This window comes from Cryobacterium psychrophilum, from assembly GCF_004365915.1.
GTDB classification, from domain to species: domain Bacteria; phylum Actinomycetota; class Actinomycetes; order Actinomycetales; family Microbacteriaceae; genus Cryobacterium; species Cryobacterium psychrophilum.
Genome location: NZ_SODI01000001.1, coordinates 1,397,925 through 1,414,398 on the forward strand (window position 1 = coordinate 1,397,925; position 16,474 = coordinate 1,414,398).

The window sequence follows — 16,474 nt, forward strand, 5'->3', positions numbered from 1 at the left end:
CTCTGCCCGGCCGGTGCTGTTCGTACAGATCGCTCGAGGTCAGCTGATGCGGGCTATCTTTACGCTCACGGTTGTATCGGGTTCGGCCTCGGCCAGGAGTGCGTCGGCGACTCGTCGGGCTGTTTCGCGGGCGGGCTGATCGGCGGTGGTCGCAATCTTCGCAGTGATTCGTGCACCGCTGGGCGTTTCCTTCACCTCGATACGGTCCGGCCGGATGGTACTGCGGGCGCGGATGCCGGCTGCGGAGAGCTGGCTGATCGGGGGTGAGAGCGGAAAAATCTCCGCGACACCAGAGATGGCCAGGATCCGTGCAGCGAGGTGCTCTGAGTCGAGTGGGGTGCTCATTGTGGGGCCTCACGATCGGGGATGAATCCGTGCAGGTCGTCGATGATGATGTTCACCGCGGTGACCCGCAGGTCGGTGTGCTGCCACAACGCTTCCCGCACGCGCTGGCGGAGAGCGTGGCTGAGTTCCTGCACGGAGCGGCCCCACAATATGCTGGCCGTGATCGTGACTTCTACGGGCGCGTCGAGAGTTTCTGCGTCCCCGTCGATGCGGCATCTGCCGATCACGACCCCGTCGATGTCATCGCCGACGGACCGCACCAGTGCACGCACGGCACCCTCCGTGATGCTCAGAGTGACCTGGGAGTTGTCGTGGTGCAGGGGCAGGGAGCGGCCGGCGCGCACTTCCTGGGCGATGTTCGTGACGATGCTCGTGATCCACGACTCCGTTGGGGCGGGGAGCCTGCCCATGTCGCGGGCGATCAGGTCTCGAGAGAGTTGGGCAACCCGGTCCAATCCGTCCAGCGCGCTGAGGCACTCCGGGCATATCTCGATGTCCGGGTCCGGGGGCGTGCGATCGGCGGCGAGGTATGCGCTGAGCTCCTCGATCGTCTTCCCGCACTCCAACGTGGCGGGCGTGTTCTCGGTCACCGCCATCCCTTCATCTGTGCGTAAATATTCGCTCTGGCACGTGCCAGTTTGCCACGGGCGGTGGAGGGGCTGATGCACAGCTCCTCTGCGATCTGCTCGTAGCTGAGGCCTGCGACTTCTCGCAGCAGCCAACACTGCCGTTGATCTTCGCTGACCGCCTCCAAGGCTGCCGAGAGGGCCCTCAGTTGGGCGTTGCGGATCGCGACGCTCTCGGGTTGCGACTCAGGCGGAACGGCGCATTCTCGCTCCGGCAAGGCGCGCTCGGCTGGACGCCCACGGAGGCGCGTGAGCGCCTGCCGGCTGGCGATCTTCATCAACCATGCCCTGACGGCGGTGGGGTCGTGCAGGGTAGACAGCTGTCTCCAGGCGAGGAGAAAGGAGTCCTGTACGACATCGTCGGCGGCGCTGACCGATCCGAGCATTCGGACGGTGTACGCGCGCATCATGGGGGCGTGGCGGCGCACCAGAGTTTCGAAGGCGGAGACGTCGCCGTCGGTTGCGCGGCCTACGAGCATTGCGTCGGACACGTCCTCCCGCGGGTCGGCTGTGCCGTCCGCGCCTGTGGAGAACATACCGGAAACCAATCTGCGAGAAGTTTGTGACAAATGTGGGTCGACGCGCGTCTTATCTGTAGAGCGAGAATACCGCTTACATCCGTCACCACAAGGTGTCGGTTACCCTTCTCACAGATTGAGCAATCATGGCCAACGAAACTCAGAACCCGTCCGACGCTTCCACCTCGCCGGCGCAGAGCGGCACCCCCAAGGCGTCGGGAGCGTCCATGTCGCGTGTTGATCATGCGTCCACTTCGTCTGGCACGGCTATGGACTCCTCGACGAGCGGAAAGACGACCATCGCCGAAGGCGTCGTCTCCAAGGTCGCCGGTATTGCTGCCCGCGCCGTTCCCGGCGTGTTCGCTCTCGGTGGTGGGGGCGCCCGCGCGATGGGCGCGCTGCGGGACGCGTTCAACGCCACCGACCCCAGCCAGGGCATCAAGGTCGAGGTCGGTGAAACGCAGGCGGCCGTCGATCTCACGTTGGTCGTCGAATACCCGGCGCCGATCCAGGAGGTCTGTGACAACGTGCGAGCGAGCGTCGCCGGGGCGATCCACACCCTCGTCGGCTTGGAAGTTGTCGAGGTGAACATTGCCGTCAACGACGTGCACCTTCCTGGTGAGGAGAGCGAACCCGAGGAGTCACGCGTCTCATGAGCGGCACCGTGACCGGCATCCTGTGCGGGGCGATCCTCGCATTCGCCATCCTTCTGTTTGGGTTCTGGGGGTTCCTTCTGGTTGTCGTGCTAATGGCCATCGGCGCGCTGGTCGGTCGCCTCGTATCCGGACAGGTCGACATCCGCGGGCTCGCGGACGCGTTCCGCGGCCGGCGCACGTCGTAATGGACACGCAGACCGTTGCCCGGCATGGTGGCGCGCCTCCGCCGCGCGCCACCATCGGGGTGACGCTGCGCCCCGGTCGCACCGTCGTCCACGACCGGGTCATCCAGAAAGTCGTCGAAGAAGTATCCGCCGCCGCGCTGGGAGTAGACCGAAGCAAAGTGACCGTGAGAATCTCCCCAGCCTCCGGGGGGATCGCCGTGACCGTCGCGTCCCCGCTGCCGATCCCGCCGTTGGATGACGCTACCGCCGTTCGGGCAACAGGGTCCGTCCTGGACCGCCTCAGTGCAACGCAGGCGAGCCTCCGACAACAAATCGAGCGGATCACCGGGCGGGATGTGACCCGTGTGAACATCACCGTTACCGGTGCGATCGTCAGCGAGCAGCGGAGAGTGAAATGAGCATGAGCGCCGCATCGCAACGCGTCATTCGTCGAGAGACTCACTCTCCTCGCACGGTCGCGATGACCATCGCCGTCATCCTCGCCATCGTGGCATTGGCCTACCTCGGCACGGAGATTGTCCTCTCGCTTCTCGCCCAACCCGGCCTCCTGGTCTCGCCCATGGCGGCCGGCAACTGGTTAACGGGCCTGCCCGATCAGCAGCCGGTGTGGGCGATCCTCACCGCCGCGGTGCTGCTGGCCATTGTCGGGGTCGTGTTCATCCTGCTCGCACTCACCCCGGGGAGGCTCCCCAAGCACCAGATAGTACGCACGGGGCGGGTCGTACTGGTCGATAATGCCGTGATCGCCGCAGCCCTGGCGCAGCACCTCAGCGACCACACGGGCATCGCCCGCGACCGCGTCACTATTGGCGTTTCGCGTCGTGTTGTTGACGTCACCGTCGCTCCCGACGCCGGCCTTCCCGTCCCGGATGCCAGAATCCGGGATCTGGTCGCCGCCGAGCTGGACACGTACCAGCTCGTCCGACCGATCAGCACCCGGGTGCGGCCCACCAAGCAGCGCGAAGGAGCCCCCTCATGAACCACACCAACCGGTTTCTGAACCGCGCACTGCTGCTGCTCATTGGCCTGATCTTCCTCGTCCTGGGTGCCGGAGTCGTTGCCGTCTTCGCCTGGCCCGCGGCCGCGCAATGGTGGTCCGCCGCATCCGCGTCCGCCCAAGCGTGGGTTGACGACGCGATACGCGGGACCATGGTCGGGGAGAGCGCACTCAGTTGGGTCTCTGTCGGCTCCCTCGCCGCCATTGTGCTGCTCATCGTCCTGTTGATCATCGTCATGGCCCGGCTCGGCGGAGGACACACGCACTCGCTCGTTCGCACCGGCGGCCAGGACAGCCCCGCCGGGAGGATCATCATCGATACCGGCTTTATCTCCGACGCGCTGCGACAGTCCCTGGACCACAGACCCGAGATTCTCTTCTCCCGCGTATCGGTGGCCAACATCCGCCGCGTACCGATGATGCACCTCAGCGTCACACCCCGCCAGAGCACCTCCCCCCGGCAGATCACGGATGACGTCGATCACCTTCTCGACAACTTGGCAGCACTGACAGGTGCCGATATCCCCAGCTATGTGTCGATCCATACCGGCCTGAGGTCGAAACTCGCTCACGACCAACGTCGAATCACCTGACACGCGGTTCGCACGACGGCGAACCCCGGCACCCCGCGACGTTCACCGCCGCGCCCCGTGTGGGTCCTCGCTACGCCCGTTACCGTAGCGCTCACCCGTTACCGTAGCGCTGACCGGTGCACGCAACGGTGGCCGCCGATCCCCCGCAGTCACTGCACGCGCGCAGTTATCCACCGATCTCGACCCGGAGGCGTCGCGGGCGTGTGAAAGCGGCAGTCTCGCTGCATGATCTCACCAACCGCACCCAATCCCGTGCTCCATGCCCTGCGACGCTCGGACGGGCTCCTGCTGCGATCGGAGGCGGCCGCGCTGGGCCTCGAACAGGAACTGCGCACGGGGTATGAGCAGAAGAACCTGACCCGGCTGCGGCAGGGAGTGTACATGTTCGCCACCGAGTGGGCAGCCCTGGACCAGACCGAACGCTACCTGTGCCGAATCCGAGCGTTCGCGGCGATGAGCGCCGAACCTCCGGTCTTCTCGCCCTATTCCGCGGCGGCCCTCTGGGGCCTTCCCCGGCCCTTCGACTGGCCGACGGATGTCCACATCCAGACGGCCCCGGCGTCCGGCGGGCGTTCCCACCACGGTGTCGTGCGTCATCCAAGCATCGCATCCACAGCGGTGATGCATGGAGGCCTCTTCGTCACTCCCGTTGCCGATACGGCGGTCGCCATGGCGAGGGTGCTCCCTTTTGCGGAGGCCGTCGCGATGATGGACAAGACCATTCATCTTCCGCGTGCCGGGCGTGCGTTGGCCACACGCGACGAACTCGAGTCGGCACTGGATGCTCTCGCCGGCCCGGCGCGCCTGATCGGCCGGGAGGCGGCGTACCGCGCCGTTGCATTCGCCTCCACCCGGTCCGATTCGGGAGGGGAATCCATTAGCCGGGCGCACATCTTCCTGCTCGGCTTCCTGGCGCCTGAATTGCAGGTGCGCTTCGATGACGCGAGGGGGCTCATCGCCTACGTGGACTTCTTCTGGCGCGGCATCAATCGGGTGGGTGAGTTCGACGGGCTTGGCAAGTACCTCAAGGAGGAGTACACCAACGGCAAAACCACCGCCGACATTGTCATGGCAGAAAAGCGACGTGAGGATCGGGTGCGCGCGTGCGGGCCCTCTTTCTCCCGCTGGGACTGGCCGATGGCACGAAAACTGGCCGACTTCGGTGCGTTCCTGCACGCCGAAGGCATCCCGCGCCCGCCCGGTGACCGCGCGGCCGCCGGGCGGGCGCGGGCGGGGCTATTGGGCGGCGGAGGTGATGTCGGGAGCCGCGAGCCGCACACGGTCGGCGGACTCGTCGTCGGGCTCTTCCTGGGACGCACGCTCCGCAGCGACCCGGGTGAGGTAGAACGTGATCTCGCGTTCCGTCTGCTCCTCATCCCAGCCGAGCACTCCGGCCATCAGCCGCGCGGCGACGGGGGCCGCGGAGACGCCGCGATCCCACGCCTCGATAGAGATGCGGGTACGCCGGGCCAGTACGTCGTCGAGGTGCAGCGCTCCCTCGTGCGAGGCGGCGTACATGATCTCGGCACCGATGTAGTCGTCGGCACCGGGCAGGGGTTCGGCGAGGGAGGCATCCGCTCGGATCAGGTCCAGCAGCTCGTCGGTGAGGGTGCCGTACCGGTTGAGCAGGTGTTCGATGCGCACGGTGTGCAGGCCGAAGGCCCGCGCGATCTTGCGGCGCTTGTTCCAGGCGGCCTGGTATCCCTCGGCGCCGAGCAGGGGGATGTCGTGGGTCGTTGATGCGGGAATCTTGCCGTCGAGGGCATCCACTGCCGCATCGACGGCGTCCTTGGCCATGATGCGATAGGTGGTCCACTTGCCGCCGGCGATCACCACGAGTCCGGGCACGGAGTGGCCCACGAGGTGTTCGCGGGAGAGCTTGGAGGTCTGGTCGGATTCTCCGGCCAGTAGCGGTCGTAATCCCGCGAATACGCCCTCGACGTCTTCACGGGTGAGGGGAACGGTCAGCACGGAGTTGACGCGTTCGAGGATGTAGTCGATGTCGGCTGCCGTCGCTGCCGGGTGCTCCTTGTCCAGGTGCCAGTCGGTGTCGGTTGTGCCGATGAGCCAGTGTCGGCCCCACGGAATGACGAACAAGACGCTCTTCTCGGTGCGCAGCAGCAGCCCCATGGCCGACTGGAAACGATCACGCGGTACCAGCAGGTGCACGCCCTTCGACGCACGAACCTTGAACGTTCCGCGTTCGCCGACCATGCGCTGCGTGTCGTCGGTCCACACCCCCGTGGCGTTCACAACCTGCTTGGCCCGCACGTCGAAGCGTTCACCGGTCTGCAGGTCGTGCGCGTGTACGCCCACCACCCGCTCGCCCACTTTGATGAAACCTTCGACCCGCACCCGGCTTGCCGCGTGGGCGCCGTAGAACGATGCCGTGCGCACGAGCGAGGCCACATAGCGCGCGTCATCGACCTGCGCGTCGTAGTACGTGATGCCGCCCACGAGCGCGTCGTGCGCAAGGCTCGGCATGAGCTTCTGCACCTGTCGCTTGGAGAGATGGCGGTGGTGCGGAACGCCCGGATGGCGCCCACCCGTGTAAGAGAAGATGTCGTAGAGCAGCATGCCCGCACCGATGTAGAACCGCTCGGTGAAGCGCTTCTTGAGCGGGAAGAGAAAACGCACGGGCTTCACGAGGTGCGGGGCGAGCCGCTGCAGCAGCAGGCCACGCTCGGTGAGCGCCTCACGAACGAGCCGAAAGTCGAGCTGCTCCAGGTAACGGATGCCGCCGTGCACGAGCTTGGACGACCGGCTCGACGTTCCCGACGACCAGTCTCTGGCCTCGAGGATCCCGACACTCAGCCCGCGGGTCACCGCGTCCATCGCGCAACCCGCACCGACGATGCCGCCGCCCACGACCAGAATGTCGAGTTCCCGGGATTTCAGCTTCTCGAGCGCTGCTTCGCGTTCCTCCGGGCCCAGCCTGGTGGACCGGGTCACTGATTTACGTGGGACCGAGTTCTGCGAGGCCATGTGCGACTCCTGTTCAAAGAGATGCGGGACAACTGCGTCACAACCGACGTTACTTCACCGGGTACGGCGCGACAACCACCTCAACGCGTTGGAATTCCTTCAGGTCGGAATAGCCTGTGGTGGCCATGGAACGTCGGAGCGCACCCACGAGGTTGGCCGTGCCGTCGGCGCCCGGCGCCGGTCCGTAGAGAATTTCTTCGAGCGGCGCCACGGTGCCCACCTCGACGCGCTGTCCGCGCGGCAGCTGCGGGTGGTGCGCCTCGGCGCCCCAGTGGAAACCGCCACCGGGGGCATCCGTTGCCCGGGCGAGGGCGGTGCCGAGCATCACGGCGTCGGCGCCGCAGGCGATGGCCTTCACGATGTCGCCGGAGGTACCGAGGCCGCCGTCGGCGATGACGTGCACGTAGCGGCCACCCGACTCGTCCATGTAGTCGCGACGAGCGCCGGCGACGTCAGCGACGGCCGTGGCCATCGGGGCGTGGATGCCGAGGGTCGCGCGGGTGGTGGACGCCGCTCCCCCGCCGAAGCCGACGAGCACGCCGGCGGCGCCGGTGCGCATGAGGTGCAATGCCGCGGTATACGTGGCGGCGCCGCCCACGATCACGGGAACGTCGAGCTCGTAGATGAACTTCTTGAGGTTGAGGGGTTCCTGGTTCTGTGACACGTGCTCCGCCGACACGGTGGTGCCACGAATAACGAACAGGTCGACGCCGGCGGCGACAACCGTTTCGTAGAGTTCCTGGGTGCGCTGCGGCGACAGGGCGCCGGCCACCGTGACGCCACCGGCACGGATCTCGGCCAGACGTGCGGTCACGAGTTCGGGCTTGATCGGGGCCGAGTACATCTCCTGAAGGCGAACGGTCGCCTTCGCCTCAGGCAGACGACGGATCTCGGCGAGCAGCGGCTCCGGGTCGTCGTGACGGGTCCAGAGACCTTCGAGGTCGAGAACGCCGACGCCGCCGAGCTGGCCCATCATGATCGCCGTCGTGGGTGACACGACGGAGTCCATCGGTGCGGCAAGCACCGGGATCGCAAACTGGTACGCATCGATCGACCAGGAGACAGAAATGTCTTCCGGATCTCGGGTGCGCCGACTCGGCACCACCGCAATGTCGTCGAAGGCGTATACGCGGCGAGCGCGCTTGGAACGGCCGATCTCGATTTCCATACTCACACAATCAGTTTAGGTGCAGCCGCAGACACGTGTTGCCCGCGACGGATCCGCGACCGGGTTGCGTTGTGTGTGCGGGATCACAGAACTCAGGTTTCTGGATCGATAGCGTGGAGGGAAGACTCGTTGCCCAGGAAGGCACCGCCCATGAACAGACGGATTATCGCCATCGCGATCGCTGCGACGATCGTGACGGGCGGGGCCGTGGTCCTGGCCCGGTCGCAGCCCGCGGACCCCGGCCCAACGTCGGTCTCCGCATCCGCCGCGTACCGCGATTACTCTCCCGAGGCCGTCGCTGCGGCATCCGACGACGACAAGGTCATCCTCTTCTTCCACGCCCAGTGGTGCGCGACCTGCAAGCTGCTCTCCGATGACATCACCGCCAACGTCGACAAGATTCCCGAGAACGTTCGCATCCTGCACGTCGACTTCGATACCGCGACGGCGCTCAAACAGCGATACGAGGTCACCCTGCAGCACACCCTGGTGCAGGTCAGCCCTGACGGAGACCGGATTGCGACCTGGCACCTCACCCCCACTCTCGACGCCCTGCTCGGTGAGCTCGGGTAACGCGCTACGAAAACGGATGTCGGTGCCCCATGGAGCTCTTGCCGCTTTCGTTTCTTGCGGGCGTCCTGACGATTCTGTCGCCCTGCGTGCTCCCGTTGCTCCCGGTCGTGCTCGCCGGCGCGGCGGAGGGGCGGAGCCGACGCTCCCCCTACCTCATCATCGCGAGCCTTGCCGTCTCGGTGGTTCTCTTCACACTCCTGACCAAGGCCACCACTGCATTGCTCGGGGTTCCGAGCAACGTGTGGCTGATCATTTCCGGCGCACTCGTCGCGTTCATCGGTGTGTCGCTGGCCTTCCCGACAATCTGGGACCGGCTCTCGGCTCGACTGCGCCTCCAGGAGCGCAGCGGTAACCTCGCTGACCGCTCGGCGCGCAAGACCGGAGCGACCCGAAGCATTGTGCTCGGCCTCTCACTCGGGCCGATCTTCACCAGCTGCAGCCCCACCTACGGCCTGATTCTCGCCGTCGTCCTGCCCGCCAACCTGACGGACGGCATCGCGAACATCGTCGCGTACACGCTGGGCCTGAGCGCTGTCATGCTTCTCGTGGCGCTCGGCGGACGCTCGGTCACCACGCGCCTGGGCTGGGCCACCAACCCCGACGGCAAATTCCGACGCGGGCTCGGGGTATTCCTCATCATCATCGGCCTGCTGATCTCCACCGGGCAGGTGCGGAACATCGAGGTATGGCTCATCGATCGGGGATTCCTTGGCGCCGTCCAGCTGGAGCGGCCTCTGCTCGACTCGATGAGCGACCAGGCTGTGGGCTCCGGCGCGGACCCCACCGGTATCGAGGTTCCCGACTTCCTGCTCCGGTCGTTCCCCGACACTGACTGGTCCAGGGCCGATCCGGCGATCGCTGGGGCGCTGGGCGGTGGACCGCCGCGGGACGGGATTCCCGCTCTCGATGCCCCGCACTTCGAGCCGATCGCGACCTTCCCGCACGACGACAGCGTGCAGGCGATCGTTTTGGAGGGCGAGACCGAGGTGAAGGTGTACCCCTACAACATCCTGGTCTGGCACGAGATCGTGAATGACACACTCGACGATGCACCCGTCGCCGTGACCTTCTGCCCGCTCTGCGGCAGCGCCATCGTCTATGACCGTATTCTCCCGGGCGGCGAGGTCACCACGTTCGGCGTGAGCGGAGGCTTGATCGAGAGCAACATGGTCATGTTCGATCGCAGCAGTGAAACGCTCTGGCAGCAGAGCACCGGCAAGGCGCTCGCGGGCGAGCATTTTCCGCACCAGCTCGAACTGCGAAAGTTTCAGCTCCTGACCGTCGGCGAGATCGAGGGCGCGTTTCCCGGCGCCGTGATCCTCAGCGAAAACACCGGCCATTCCAGGGACTACTCCCGTAGCCCCTACTCGGGCTATGACCAGAGCGAGGGCTTCATCTTCTCGCCGAGCCAGCTCGACACGCGGTACCCGGCCAAGGAGATCTTCGTCGCGTTCACCGTCGACGGCACCCGGGTCGCCGCGCCGTGGCTCGCCCTCAAGAACGACGAGAAGTACCTGACGGATGTCGCCGGGCAGACCATCACGCTGGAGAAGACCACAAACCAACTCGCAATCAGCGCAGCAGACGGGGAAGACATCCCCTTCTACTTTGAGATGTGGTTCAGCTGGGCGGTTCAGCACCAGGAGGCCGGGGTCGTCTTCGACCCCGGCACACAGTGAGCGCGCGATCAGATCGCCTGTCGCGCACCGACGCTCGGAAGACCGGAAGCAGCCGCAAAAAAATGTGTTGCCCCGCCCGAACGTTCACGGGCGAGGCAACACGGCGAACACGCCCTACCGGCGGTAGTTCGGCGCCTCGACGACGATCTGCACGTCGTGCGGGTGCGACTCCTTGAGTCCGGCCGAGGTGATGCGCACGAACTTGCCCTGCTGCTTGAGCTCGGCAATCGTGCGGGCACCCACGTAGAACATCGACTGGCGCAGGCCGCCGATGAGCTGATAGGCCACGGCGGACAGGGAACCGCGATAGGGAACCTGGCCTTCGATGCCCTCGGGGATGAGCTTGTCGTCAGTGGGGACATCCGCCTGGAAGTAGCGGTCCTTCGAGTACGACGTCTTCGACCCGCGGGTCTGCAGCGCGCCGAGTGAGCCCATGCCGCGGTACGACTTGAACTGCTTGCCGTTGACGAACGCAAGCTCGCCGGGGCTTTCGTCACAGCCAGCGAGCAGCGAGCCGAGCATCACGGTGTCGGCACCGGCCACGAGGGCCTTCGCGATGTCACCCGAGTACTGCAGTCCGCCGTCGGCGATCACCGGAACGCCGGACTCCCGTGCGGCCAGCGAGGCCTGGTACACGGCCGTGACCTGGGGAACACCCACGCCGGCGACGATGCGGGTGGTGCAAATGGAGCCGGGGCCCACACCCACCTTGATCGCGTCTGCACCGGCATCGATGAGCGCCTGGGCACCGGAACGCGTGCCCACGTTTCCGCCGATCACGTCGACGTCGGCGAAGGCCTTGTCACTCTTCAGACGACGGATGATGTCGAGCACGCCGGAGCTGTCGCCGTTGGCGGTGTCAACCACGAGCACGTCGACACCGGCTTCGAGCAGCGCGGTCGCCCGCTGCCACGCGTCGCCGAAGAAGCCGATGGCCGCACCGACGCGCAGGCGCCCGTTGTCGTCCTTGGTCGCGAGCGGGTATTCCTCGCTCTTGTCGAAGTCCTTCACCGTGATGAGCCCGGTGAGCTTGCCGGCCGCGTCGATCAGGGGAAGTTTCTCGATCTTGTGCTTGGCGAAGATGGCGAGTGCGTCTTCGGGCGGCATACCGACCTTGCCCGTGATGAGCGTCGAGGTGGTCATGACGTCGCGCACGCGGGTGGTGCGCTTCTCGGCCTTGGGCACGAAGCGCATGTCCCGGTTGGTGATGAGACCAACGAGCACACCCTCACCGTCGATCACGGGGAGGCCACTCACGCGGAACTGCCCGCAGATAGCGTCAACCTCCGCCACGGTGGCATCGGGCGAAGTTGTTACCGGATTGGTAATCATGCCGGATTCGCTGCGTTTGACGAGGTCAACCTGCTCGGCCTGGTCGCCAATGGAGAGGTTGCGGTGCAAGATTCCCAGGCCGCCCTCACGGGCCATCGCAATGGCCATACGAGTTTCGGTGACCGTGTCCATGGCGCTCGACAGCAGCGGCGTTGCGACGTTGATTCGCTTCGTGAGGCGCGACATTGTCACTGCCTCACTGGGAATCACGTCGGTATGGCCCGGCAGGAGCAGAACATCGTCATAGGTAAGCCCGATGAAACCGAACGGATCTGGCTGATCCATAAAACCTCTTAACTCGTGTGTGCACGCATTACTTGTCTCGAAAAAATGACCCCGCCCGCGCGCTGCACTGGGCTGAAAGCGGTATGTCAATGTTAAGCGTGTTTGGGCCCCGCGCATTCCTCCGAACGCCTTGCGGAAACAAACTGGGTGCGCAGGCGCCCGCGTACGAAACATTTACGACATAATCGGCAGGTACGGTCAACAACGTTGTTGGCAGTGAGACTCGGCGCCCGCCGGTTACCAGCTGTCGGCGCCCCCATGGAGGTCCAGTGAACCCCACTGACACGGCTCGCAGAATGACACCTCGGATACTCATCGTGCTCCTCGGCGTACTCTTCGCAGCCCTCACCCTGTCCACCCTCACGGCGGGACCGGCTCATGCTGACGAGGTCGGCACCGAGTACGACTTCTCTTTCGCCGGCAACGTGCAGTTCAACGGCGAGCCGCTGGACGGCGTTCTCATCTCGGTGAAGGGCGCCGACTATAAAGCCGAGGCCAAGACCGACGCCGAAGGCAAATGGCGAATCGGTGTGCCGGAACGCGCCGAGTACACCATCACCCTCGACGAGGACACGCTTCCCGACGGGGTCGCCATCATCAAGGATTCCGAGATCAAGGCGGAGTTCGGACAGACCAAGTTCAAATCCGTGAACTTCTTCCTCGGCCAGGCGGAGAGGAACACGGTCAGCTTCTTTGACCAGTTCCTGAACCGGGCGGTGAACGGCCTCAACTTCGGGCTCCTGCTGGCGCTCGCGGCCATCGGCCTGTCGCTGATTTTCGGCACCACCGGGCTGAGCAACTTCGCCCACGCCGAACTCATCACCTTCGGTGCCTTGATGACGCTGGTCTTTTCGGTCAACTTGGCACTCCCCATCTGGATCGCGATCATCATCGCAATCCTGCTGAGCGCGGGTCTCGGCTGGGGACTCGATGCGGTCGTCTGGAAACCGCTGCGCCGCAAAGGCGTGGCGCTGGTTCCCCTCATGATCGTGAGCATCGGGCTGTCCCTGGCCCTGCGCTACCTGTACCAGTACTTCTTCGGCGGTTCGACCAGTCAGCTGCCCGGGTCCGGCATGGCCGACCTCAAGTTCGGGCCCGTGTCGCTGTCGGTGATCGACATGGCCAGCATGGGAATCAGCATCGTCGTGCTGCTGCTCGTTGCCTACTTCCTGTTGCGTACCCGCATCGGCAAGGCTACCCGGGCGGTCTCCGACAACCCCAGCCTCGCCTCGGCGAGTGGCATCGACGTTGACGGCGTCATCAAGATCGTGTGGGTGGCCGGCGCGGCCCTCGCCGGGCTCAGCGGGGTGCTGTGGGCATACTTCCGACCCGGTGTCAGCTGGGACATGGGCTTCCAGCTCCTGCTGCTGGTCTTCGCAGCCGTAACCCTGGGCGGTCTGGGCACCGCGTTCGGAGCCCTGATCGGCTCCATCATCGTCGGCTTGTTCGTTGAGCTGTCGACGCTTTGGCTTCCGTCCGACATGAAGTACGTCGGCGCGCTCGTGATTCTGATCCTGGTGCTGCTGTTTCGGCCTCAAGGCATCATGGGTCGCAAAGAGAGAATTGGTTAAGGGGCAACGATGATCGACTGGCAAGCAATCTTTGGCAACGCAGCCGTCGAGCTGCTCAGCCCGACCACCGCAGCGTACGCGCTCGCGGCTCTGGGCCTCGCGGTTCACTTCGGATACACCGGACTCCTGAACTTCGGCCAGGCCGGCTTCATGGCACTGGGTGCCTACGGGTACGCGATCTCGATCCTGACCTTCGGGTTCCCCGTCTGGGGAGCCTTCCTGGTCGGTGTCGGGGCATCCGTAATCTTCGCCCTGATCCTCGGAATTCCTACCCTGCGGTTGCGGGCGGACTACCTGGCGATCGTGACGATCGCGGCCGCGGAAATCGTGCGGTTGCTGTTCACGACGAACACCTTCGCCTCGGTCACCGGTTCGGCCAACGGTCTCAGCGGCTACAAGAACGAGTTCGCGGCACTGAACCCGCTGCCGCCGGGTTCCTACGGCTTCGGCCCGTTCGAGAACAACGCCTACGACACCTGGCTGCGCCTCGTGGCCTGGACAATCGTGATCCTGGCCTGCCTGCTCGTCTGGCAGCTCATGCGCAGTCCCTGGGGCCGCGTCATCAAGGGCATCCGCGAAGACGAGGACGCCGTGCGTGCGCTCGGCAAGAATGTCTACGCCTACAAAATGCAGTCGCTCGTCATCGGTGGCGTCTTCGGGACCGTCGCCGGCATGATCTTCGCGTTGCCGCGGGCCGTGGTGCCGTCCAACTATCAGACGACACTGACGTTCTTCATCTACGCGATCCTCCTGCTCGGCGGCGCCGCGACCATCCTCGGCCCAGTGATCGGGTCGATGATCTTCTGGGTGCTGTTGTCCTTCTTCTCCGGGTTCATGGCCCGGGCGGTGGAGGCGGGCTGGTTGCCTTTCATGACCAATATTCAAGCCGGCCAGTTGCGCTTCATTCTGGTGGGGGTCGCGATTATGCTGATAGTCATCTTCAGACCGCAAGGCATCTTCGGCAATAAGAAGGAGTTGGCCTTTGTCCGCTAACGGTGTACCCACAAACGATGCCCCGGACGATGTAGAAGTTGTCCCGTCGACCAAGCCGGTGAAATCGACCGACCTGCACATCGGTGAGGCGGTTCCGGGCTGCCAGAAGCGCGACCCGATCCTCGTCGCCGACCATGTGCGGCGCAGCTTCGGCGGCCTGACCGCGGTCGATGTCGCGCACATCGAGATTCCGCGCGGCGCGATCACGGCCCTGATCGGTCCGAACGGCGCCGGAAAGACGACCCTGTTCAACCTGCTGACCGGGTTCGACAAGCCGGACAGCGGAAAGTGGACCTTTGAGGGTCGTTCCCTGGCCGGACTGCCCGCATTCAAGGTCGCCCGTCTGGGCCAGATTCGCACCTTCCAGCTCACCAAGGCGCTTGGCCTGCTGACGGTCATGGACAACATGCTGCTCGGCGCGAAGGGCCAGGTCGGCGAGGACATGTTCCGATCGCTGTTCCCGTTCCTGTGGCGTCGGCAGGAGGTGGCCAATGAAGCCAAGGCCGCCGAGCTGCTGACGCGTTTCAAACTGCATGAGAAGAAGGACGACTACGCGGCGAGCCTGTCGGGCGGTCAACGCAAGCTCCTGGAGATGGCGCGGGCGTTGATGAGCGACCCCACCCTCGTGATGCTCGACGAGCCGATGGCCGGCGTGAACCCGGCCCTCACCCAGTCGCTGCTCGACCACGTGCTCAACCTCAAGGCGCAGGGCATGACCGTGCTCTTCGTCGAACACGACATGCAAATGGTGCGCCACATCGCCGACTGGGTGATCGTGATGGCCGAGGGCAAGGTGGTCGCGGAGGGCGACCCCCATGAGGTCATGCGTAACCAGGTCGTGATCGACGCCTATCTGGGCCAGCACCACGACGAAGACATCGGCGAGGACCAGGAACACGTAGTAGCTATGAAGGAGTTGCTCGATGACGAACGTTAGCCCCAGCGCCACCCCCGTTGCGGCCCCTGAGCGTGACAAGGTGGTTGAAGTCCGCAATGTCACGGCCGGTTATGTGACCGGGGTGAACATTCTCAATTCCTGCTCGCTCACCGCCTACGACGGCGAGCTCATCGGCATCATCGGTCCGAACGGCGCGGGAAAGTCCACGCTGCTCAAGGCGATCTTCGGGCTGGTGAAGGTGCGCGAGGGCGAGATCATGTTGCGCGGCAAAGACATCACCAACCACAAGGCGAACAAGCTCGTCTCCATGGGTGTGGGGTTCGTCCCGCAGTCCAATAACGTCTTCCCGACCCTCACCATTCGGGAAAACTTGGAGATGGGCATCTTCCAGAAGCCGAAGGGCCTCATAGAACGCCTCGAGTACGTCACCGAGATCTTTCCGGAACTGGGCAAACGGATGTCCCAGCGCGCGGGATCGCTCTCGGGCGGAGAACGACAGATGGTCGCCATGAGCCGAGCGCTCATGATGGGCCCGCACGTCATGCTCCTCGACGAGCCCTCTGCCGGCCTGTCGCCGGTGCGTCAGGACGAGGCGTTCCTGCGTGTGAAGGAAATCAACAAGGCCGGAGTCACGACGATCATGGTCGAGCAGAACGCCCAACGCTGCCTGCAGATCTGCGACCGCGGGTACGTGCTCGACCAGGGCAAGGACGCCTACACCGGCACCGGTCGCGAATTGCTCAACGACCCCAAGGTCATTGGCCTGTACCTGGGCACCCTCGGGCAGGACTAGCTCCTCCCCCGCACGACCCGCACGACAGCGGCGCCCGAGGTCACCTCGGGCGCCGCTGTCGTGCGCCCGCCATGAGTCGCCGTTGCAGGCGCGGAGTCCGCTCGGCGCGACTCCCCAGCGGGGCGCAGGAGATCCACGGCACCCGTTCCGATGCCACGCCCCCGTCGGGACACCGGAACGGCACAGCGCCATCCGGGCGTAGCTGCGACGCGGGACCGGGCAGCGCTCGTCGCGCTGCCGTGCGTCGCGCCGCCCCGCACTCGTCTGCCCCGCGCTC

At 65.2% G+C, this 16,474-nt stretch carries 17 protein-coding genes; 11 read left to right on the top strand and 6 right to left on the bottom strand.

Going from position 1 to position 16,474, the window contains the following annotated elements:
- Positions 1 to 39: 39 nt before the first annotated feature.
- From EDD25_RS06420 to EDD25_RS06430, 3 genes are read right to left on the bottom strand one after another with little or no spacing between them, the layout of a single operon-like run.
- Positions 40 to 345, bottom strand: a complete 306-nt coding sequence (locus EDD25_RS06420; protein ID WP_134172554.1) for a hypothetical protein — start codon at positions 343 to 345, stop codon at positions 40 to 42.
- Positions 342 to 935, bottom strand: coding sequence for an Asp23/Gls24 family envelope stress response protein (locus EDD25_RS06425; RefSeq protein ID WP_241986269.1), 594 nt, complete (start codon positions 933 to 935; stop codon positions 342 to 344). Before EDD25_RS06425 ends, EDD25_RS06420 begins: the two co-directional genes overlap by 4 nt.
- Entirely contained in the window at positions 932 to 1,507 is a 576-nt protein-coding gene (locus tag EDD25_RS06430; RefSeq protein WP_166671216.1) for an RNA polymerase sigma factor, read from the bottom strand. Before EDD25_RS06430 ends, EDD25_RS06425 begins: the two co-directional genes overlap by 4 nt.
- 128 nt (positions 1,508 to 1,635) lie before the next feature.
- Between EDD25_RS06430 and EDD25_RS06435 the strand changes: the two genes are divergently transcribed.
- The 5 genes from EDD25_RS06435 to EDD25_RS06455 are packed head-to-tail and all read left to right on the top strand — an operon-like array spanning position 1,636 to position 3,920.
- Complete coding sequence (locus tag EDD25_RS06435) at positions 1,636 to 2,145, top strand: Asp23/Gls24 family envelope stress response protein (protein ID WP_134172556.1); 510 nt, start codon at positions 1,636 to 1,638, stop codon at positions 2,143 to 2,145.
- Positions 2,142 to 2,330, top strand: a complete 189-nt coding sequence (locus EDD25_RS06440) for a DUF2273 domain-containing protein (protein WP_134172557.1) — start codon at positions 2,142 to 2,144, stop codon at positions 2,328 to 2,330. The genes EDD25_RS06435 and EDD25_RS06440 overlap by 4 nt, the downstream gene beginning before the upstream one ends.
- Positions 2,330 to 2,728, top strand: coding sequence for a hypothetical protein (locus EDD25_RS06445; protein WP_134172558.1), 399 nt, complete (start codon positions 2,330 to 2,332; stop codon positions 2,726 to 2,728). The genes EDD25_RS06440 and EDD25_RS06445 overlap by 1 nt, the downstream gene beginning before the upstream one ends.
- Positions 2,729 to 2,730: 2 nt before the next feature.
- Positions 2,731 to 3,309, top strand: coding sequence for an Asp23/Gls24 family envelope stress response protein (locus EDD25_RS06450; protein ID WP_134172559.1), 579 nt, complete (start codon positions 2,731 to 2,733; stop codon positions 3,307 to 3,309).
- Complete coding sequence (locus tag EDD25_RS06455; protein ID WP_134172560.1) at positions 3,306 to 3,920, top strand: hypothetical protein; 615 nt, start codon at positions 3,306 to 3,308, stop codon at positions 3,918 to 3,920. The genes EDD25_RS06450 and EDD25_RS06455 overlap by 4 nt, the downstream gene beginning before the upstream one ends.
- 1,236 nt (positions 3,921 to 5,156) lie before the next feature.
- Here the strand turns inward: EDD25_RS06455 and EDD25_RS06460 are convergent.
- Complete coding sequence (locus tag EDD25_RS06460; RefSeq protein ID WP_175182973.1) at positions 5,157 to 6,905, bottom strand: glycerol-3-phosphate dehydrogenase/oxidase; 1,749 nt, start codon at positions 6,903 to 6,905, stop codon at positions 5,157 to 5,159.
- A gap of 49 nt (positions 6,906 to 6,954) precedes the next feature.
- Positions 6,955 to 8,073 carry a GuaB3 family IMP dehydrogenase-related protein gene (locus EDD25_RS06465; RefSeq protein ID WP_134175221.1) on the bottom strand — a complete coding sequence of 373 codons (1,119 nt, stop codon included), beginning with the start codon at positions 8,071 to 8,073 and terminating at the stop codon, positions 6,955 to 6,957.
- 150 nt (positions 8,074 to 8,223) lie between these two features.
- Here EDD25_RS06465 and EDD25_RS06470 point away from each other — a divergent pair, with 150 nt between their 5' ends.
- The gene (locus EDD25_RS06470; protein ID WP_134172561.1) at positions 8,224 to 8,646 is read left to right on the top strand and encodes a thioredoxin; all 423 of its coding nucleotides are present in this window, start codon (positions 8,224 to 8,226) and stop codon (positions 8,644 to 8,646) included.
- Between the two features lie 29 nt (positions 8,647 to 8,675).
- Entirely contained in the window at positions 8,676 to 10,325 is a 1,650-nt protein-coding gene (locus EDD25_RS06475) for a DUF3179 domain-containing (seleno)protein (protein WP_134172562.1), read from the top strand.
- A gap of 114 nt (positions 10,326 to 10,439) precedes the next feature.
- On the opposite strand, the gene guaB is transcribed toward EDD25_RS06475, so the two are convergent.
- Positions 10,440 to 11,942: an IMP dehydrogenase gene (gene guaB, locus EDD25_RS06480; RefSeq protein ID WP_134172563.1), complete on the bottom strand. Its 1,503-nt coding sequence runs from the start codon at positions 11,940 to 11,942 to the stop codon at positions 10,440 to 10,442.
- Between the two features lie 296 nt (positions 11,943 to 12,238).
- Between guaB and EDD25_RS06485 the strand changes: the two genes are divergently transcribed.
- From EDD25_RS06485 to EDD25_RS06500, 4 genes are read left to right on the top strand one after another with little or no spacing between them, the layout of a single operon-like run.
- Positions 12,239 to 13,513 carry a branched-chain amino acid ABC transporter permease gene (locus EDD25_RS06485; protein ID WP_175182974.1) on the top strand — a complete coding sequence of 425 codons (1,275 nt, stop codon included), beginning with the start codon at positions 12,239 to 12,241 and terminating at the stop codon, positions 13,511 to 13,513.
- A gap of 12 nt (positions 13,514 to 13,525) precedes the next feature.
- Entirely contained in the window at positions 13,526 to 14,506 is a 981-nt protein-coding gene (locus EDD25_RS06490; protein WP_134175225.1) for a branched-chain amino acid ABC transporter permease, read from the top strand.
- Entirely contained in the window at positions 14,496 to 15,443 is a 948-nt protein-coding gene (locus EDD25_RS06495) for an ABC transporter ATP-binding protein (protein WP_198418822.1), read from the top strand. Before EDD25_RS06490 ends, EDD25_RS06495 begins: the two co-directional genes overlap by 11 nt.
- Positions 15,430 to 16,197, top strand: coding sequence for an ABC transporter ATP-binding protein (locus EDD25_RS06500; protein ID WP_134172564.1), 768 nt, complete (start codon positions 15,430 to 15,432; stop codon positions 16,195 to 16,197). The genes EDD25_RS06495 and EDD25_RS06500 overlap by 14 nt, the downstream gene beginning before the upstream one ends.
- Positions 16,198 to 16,474: the final 277 nt, after the last annotated feature.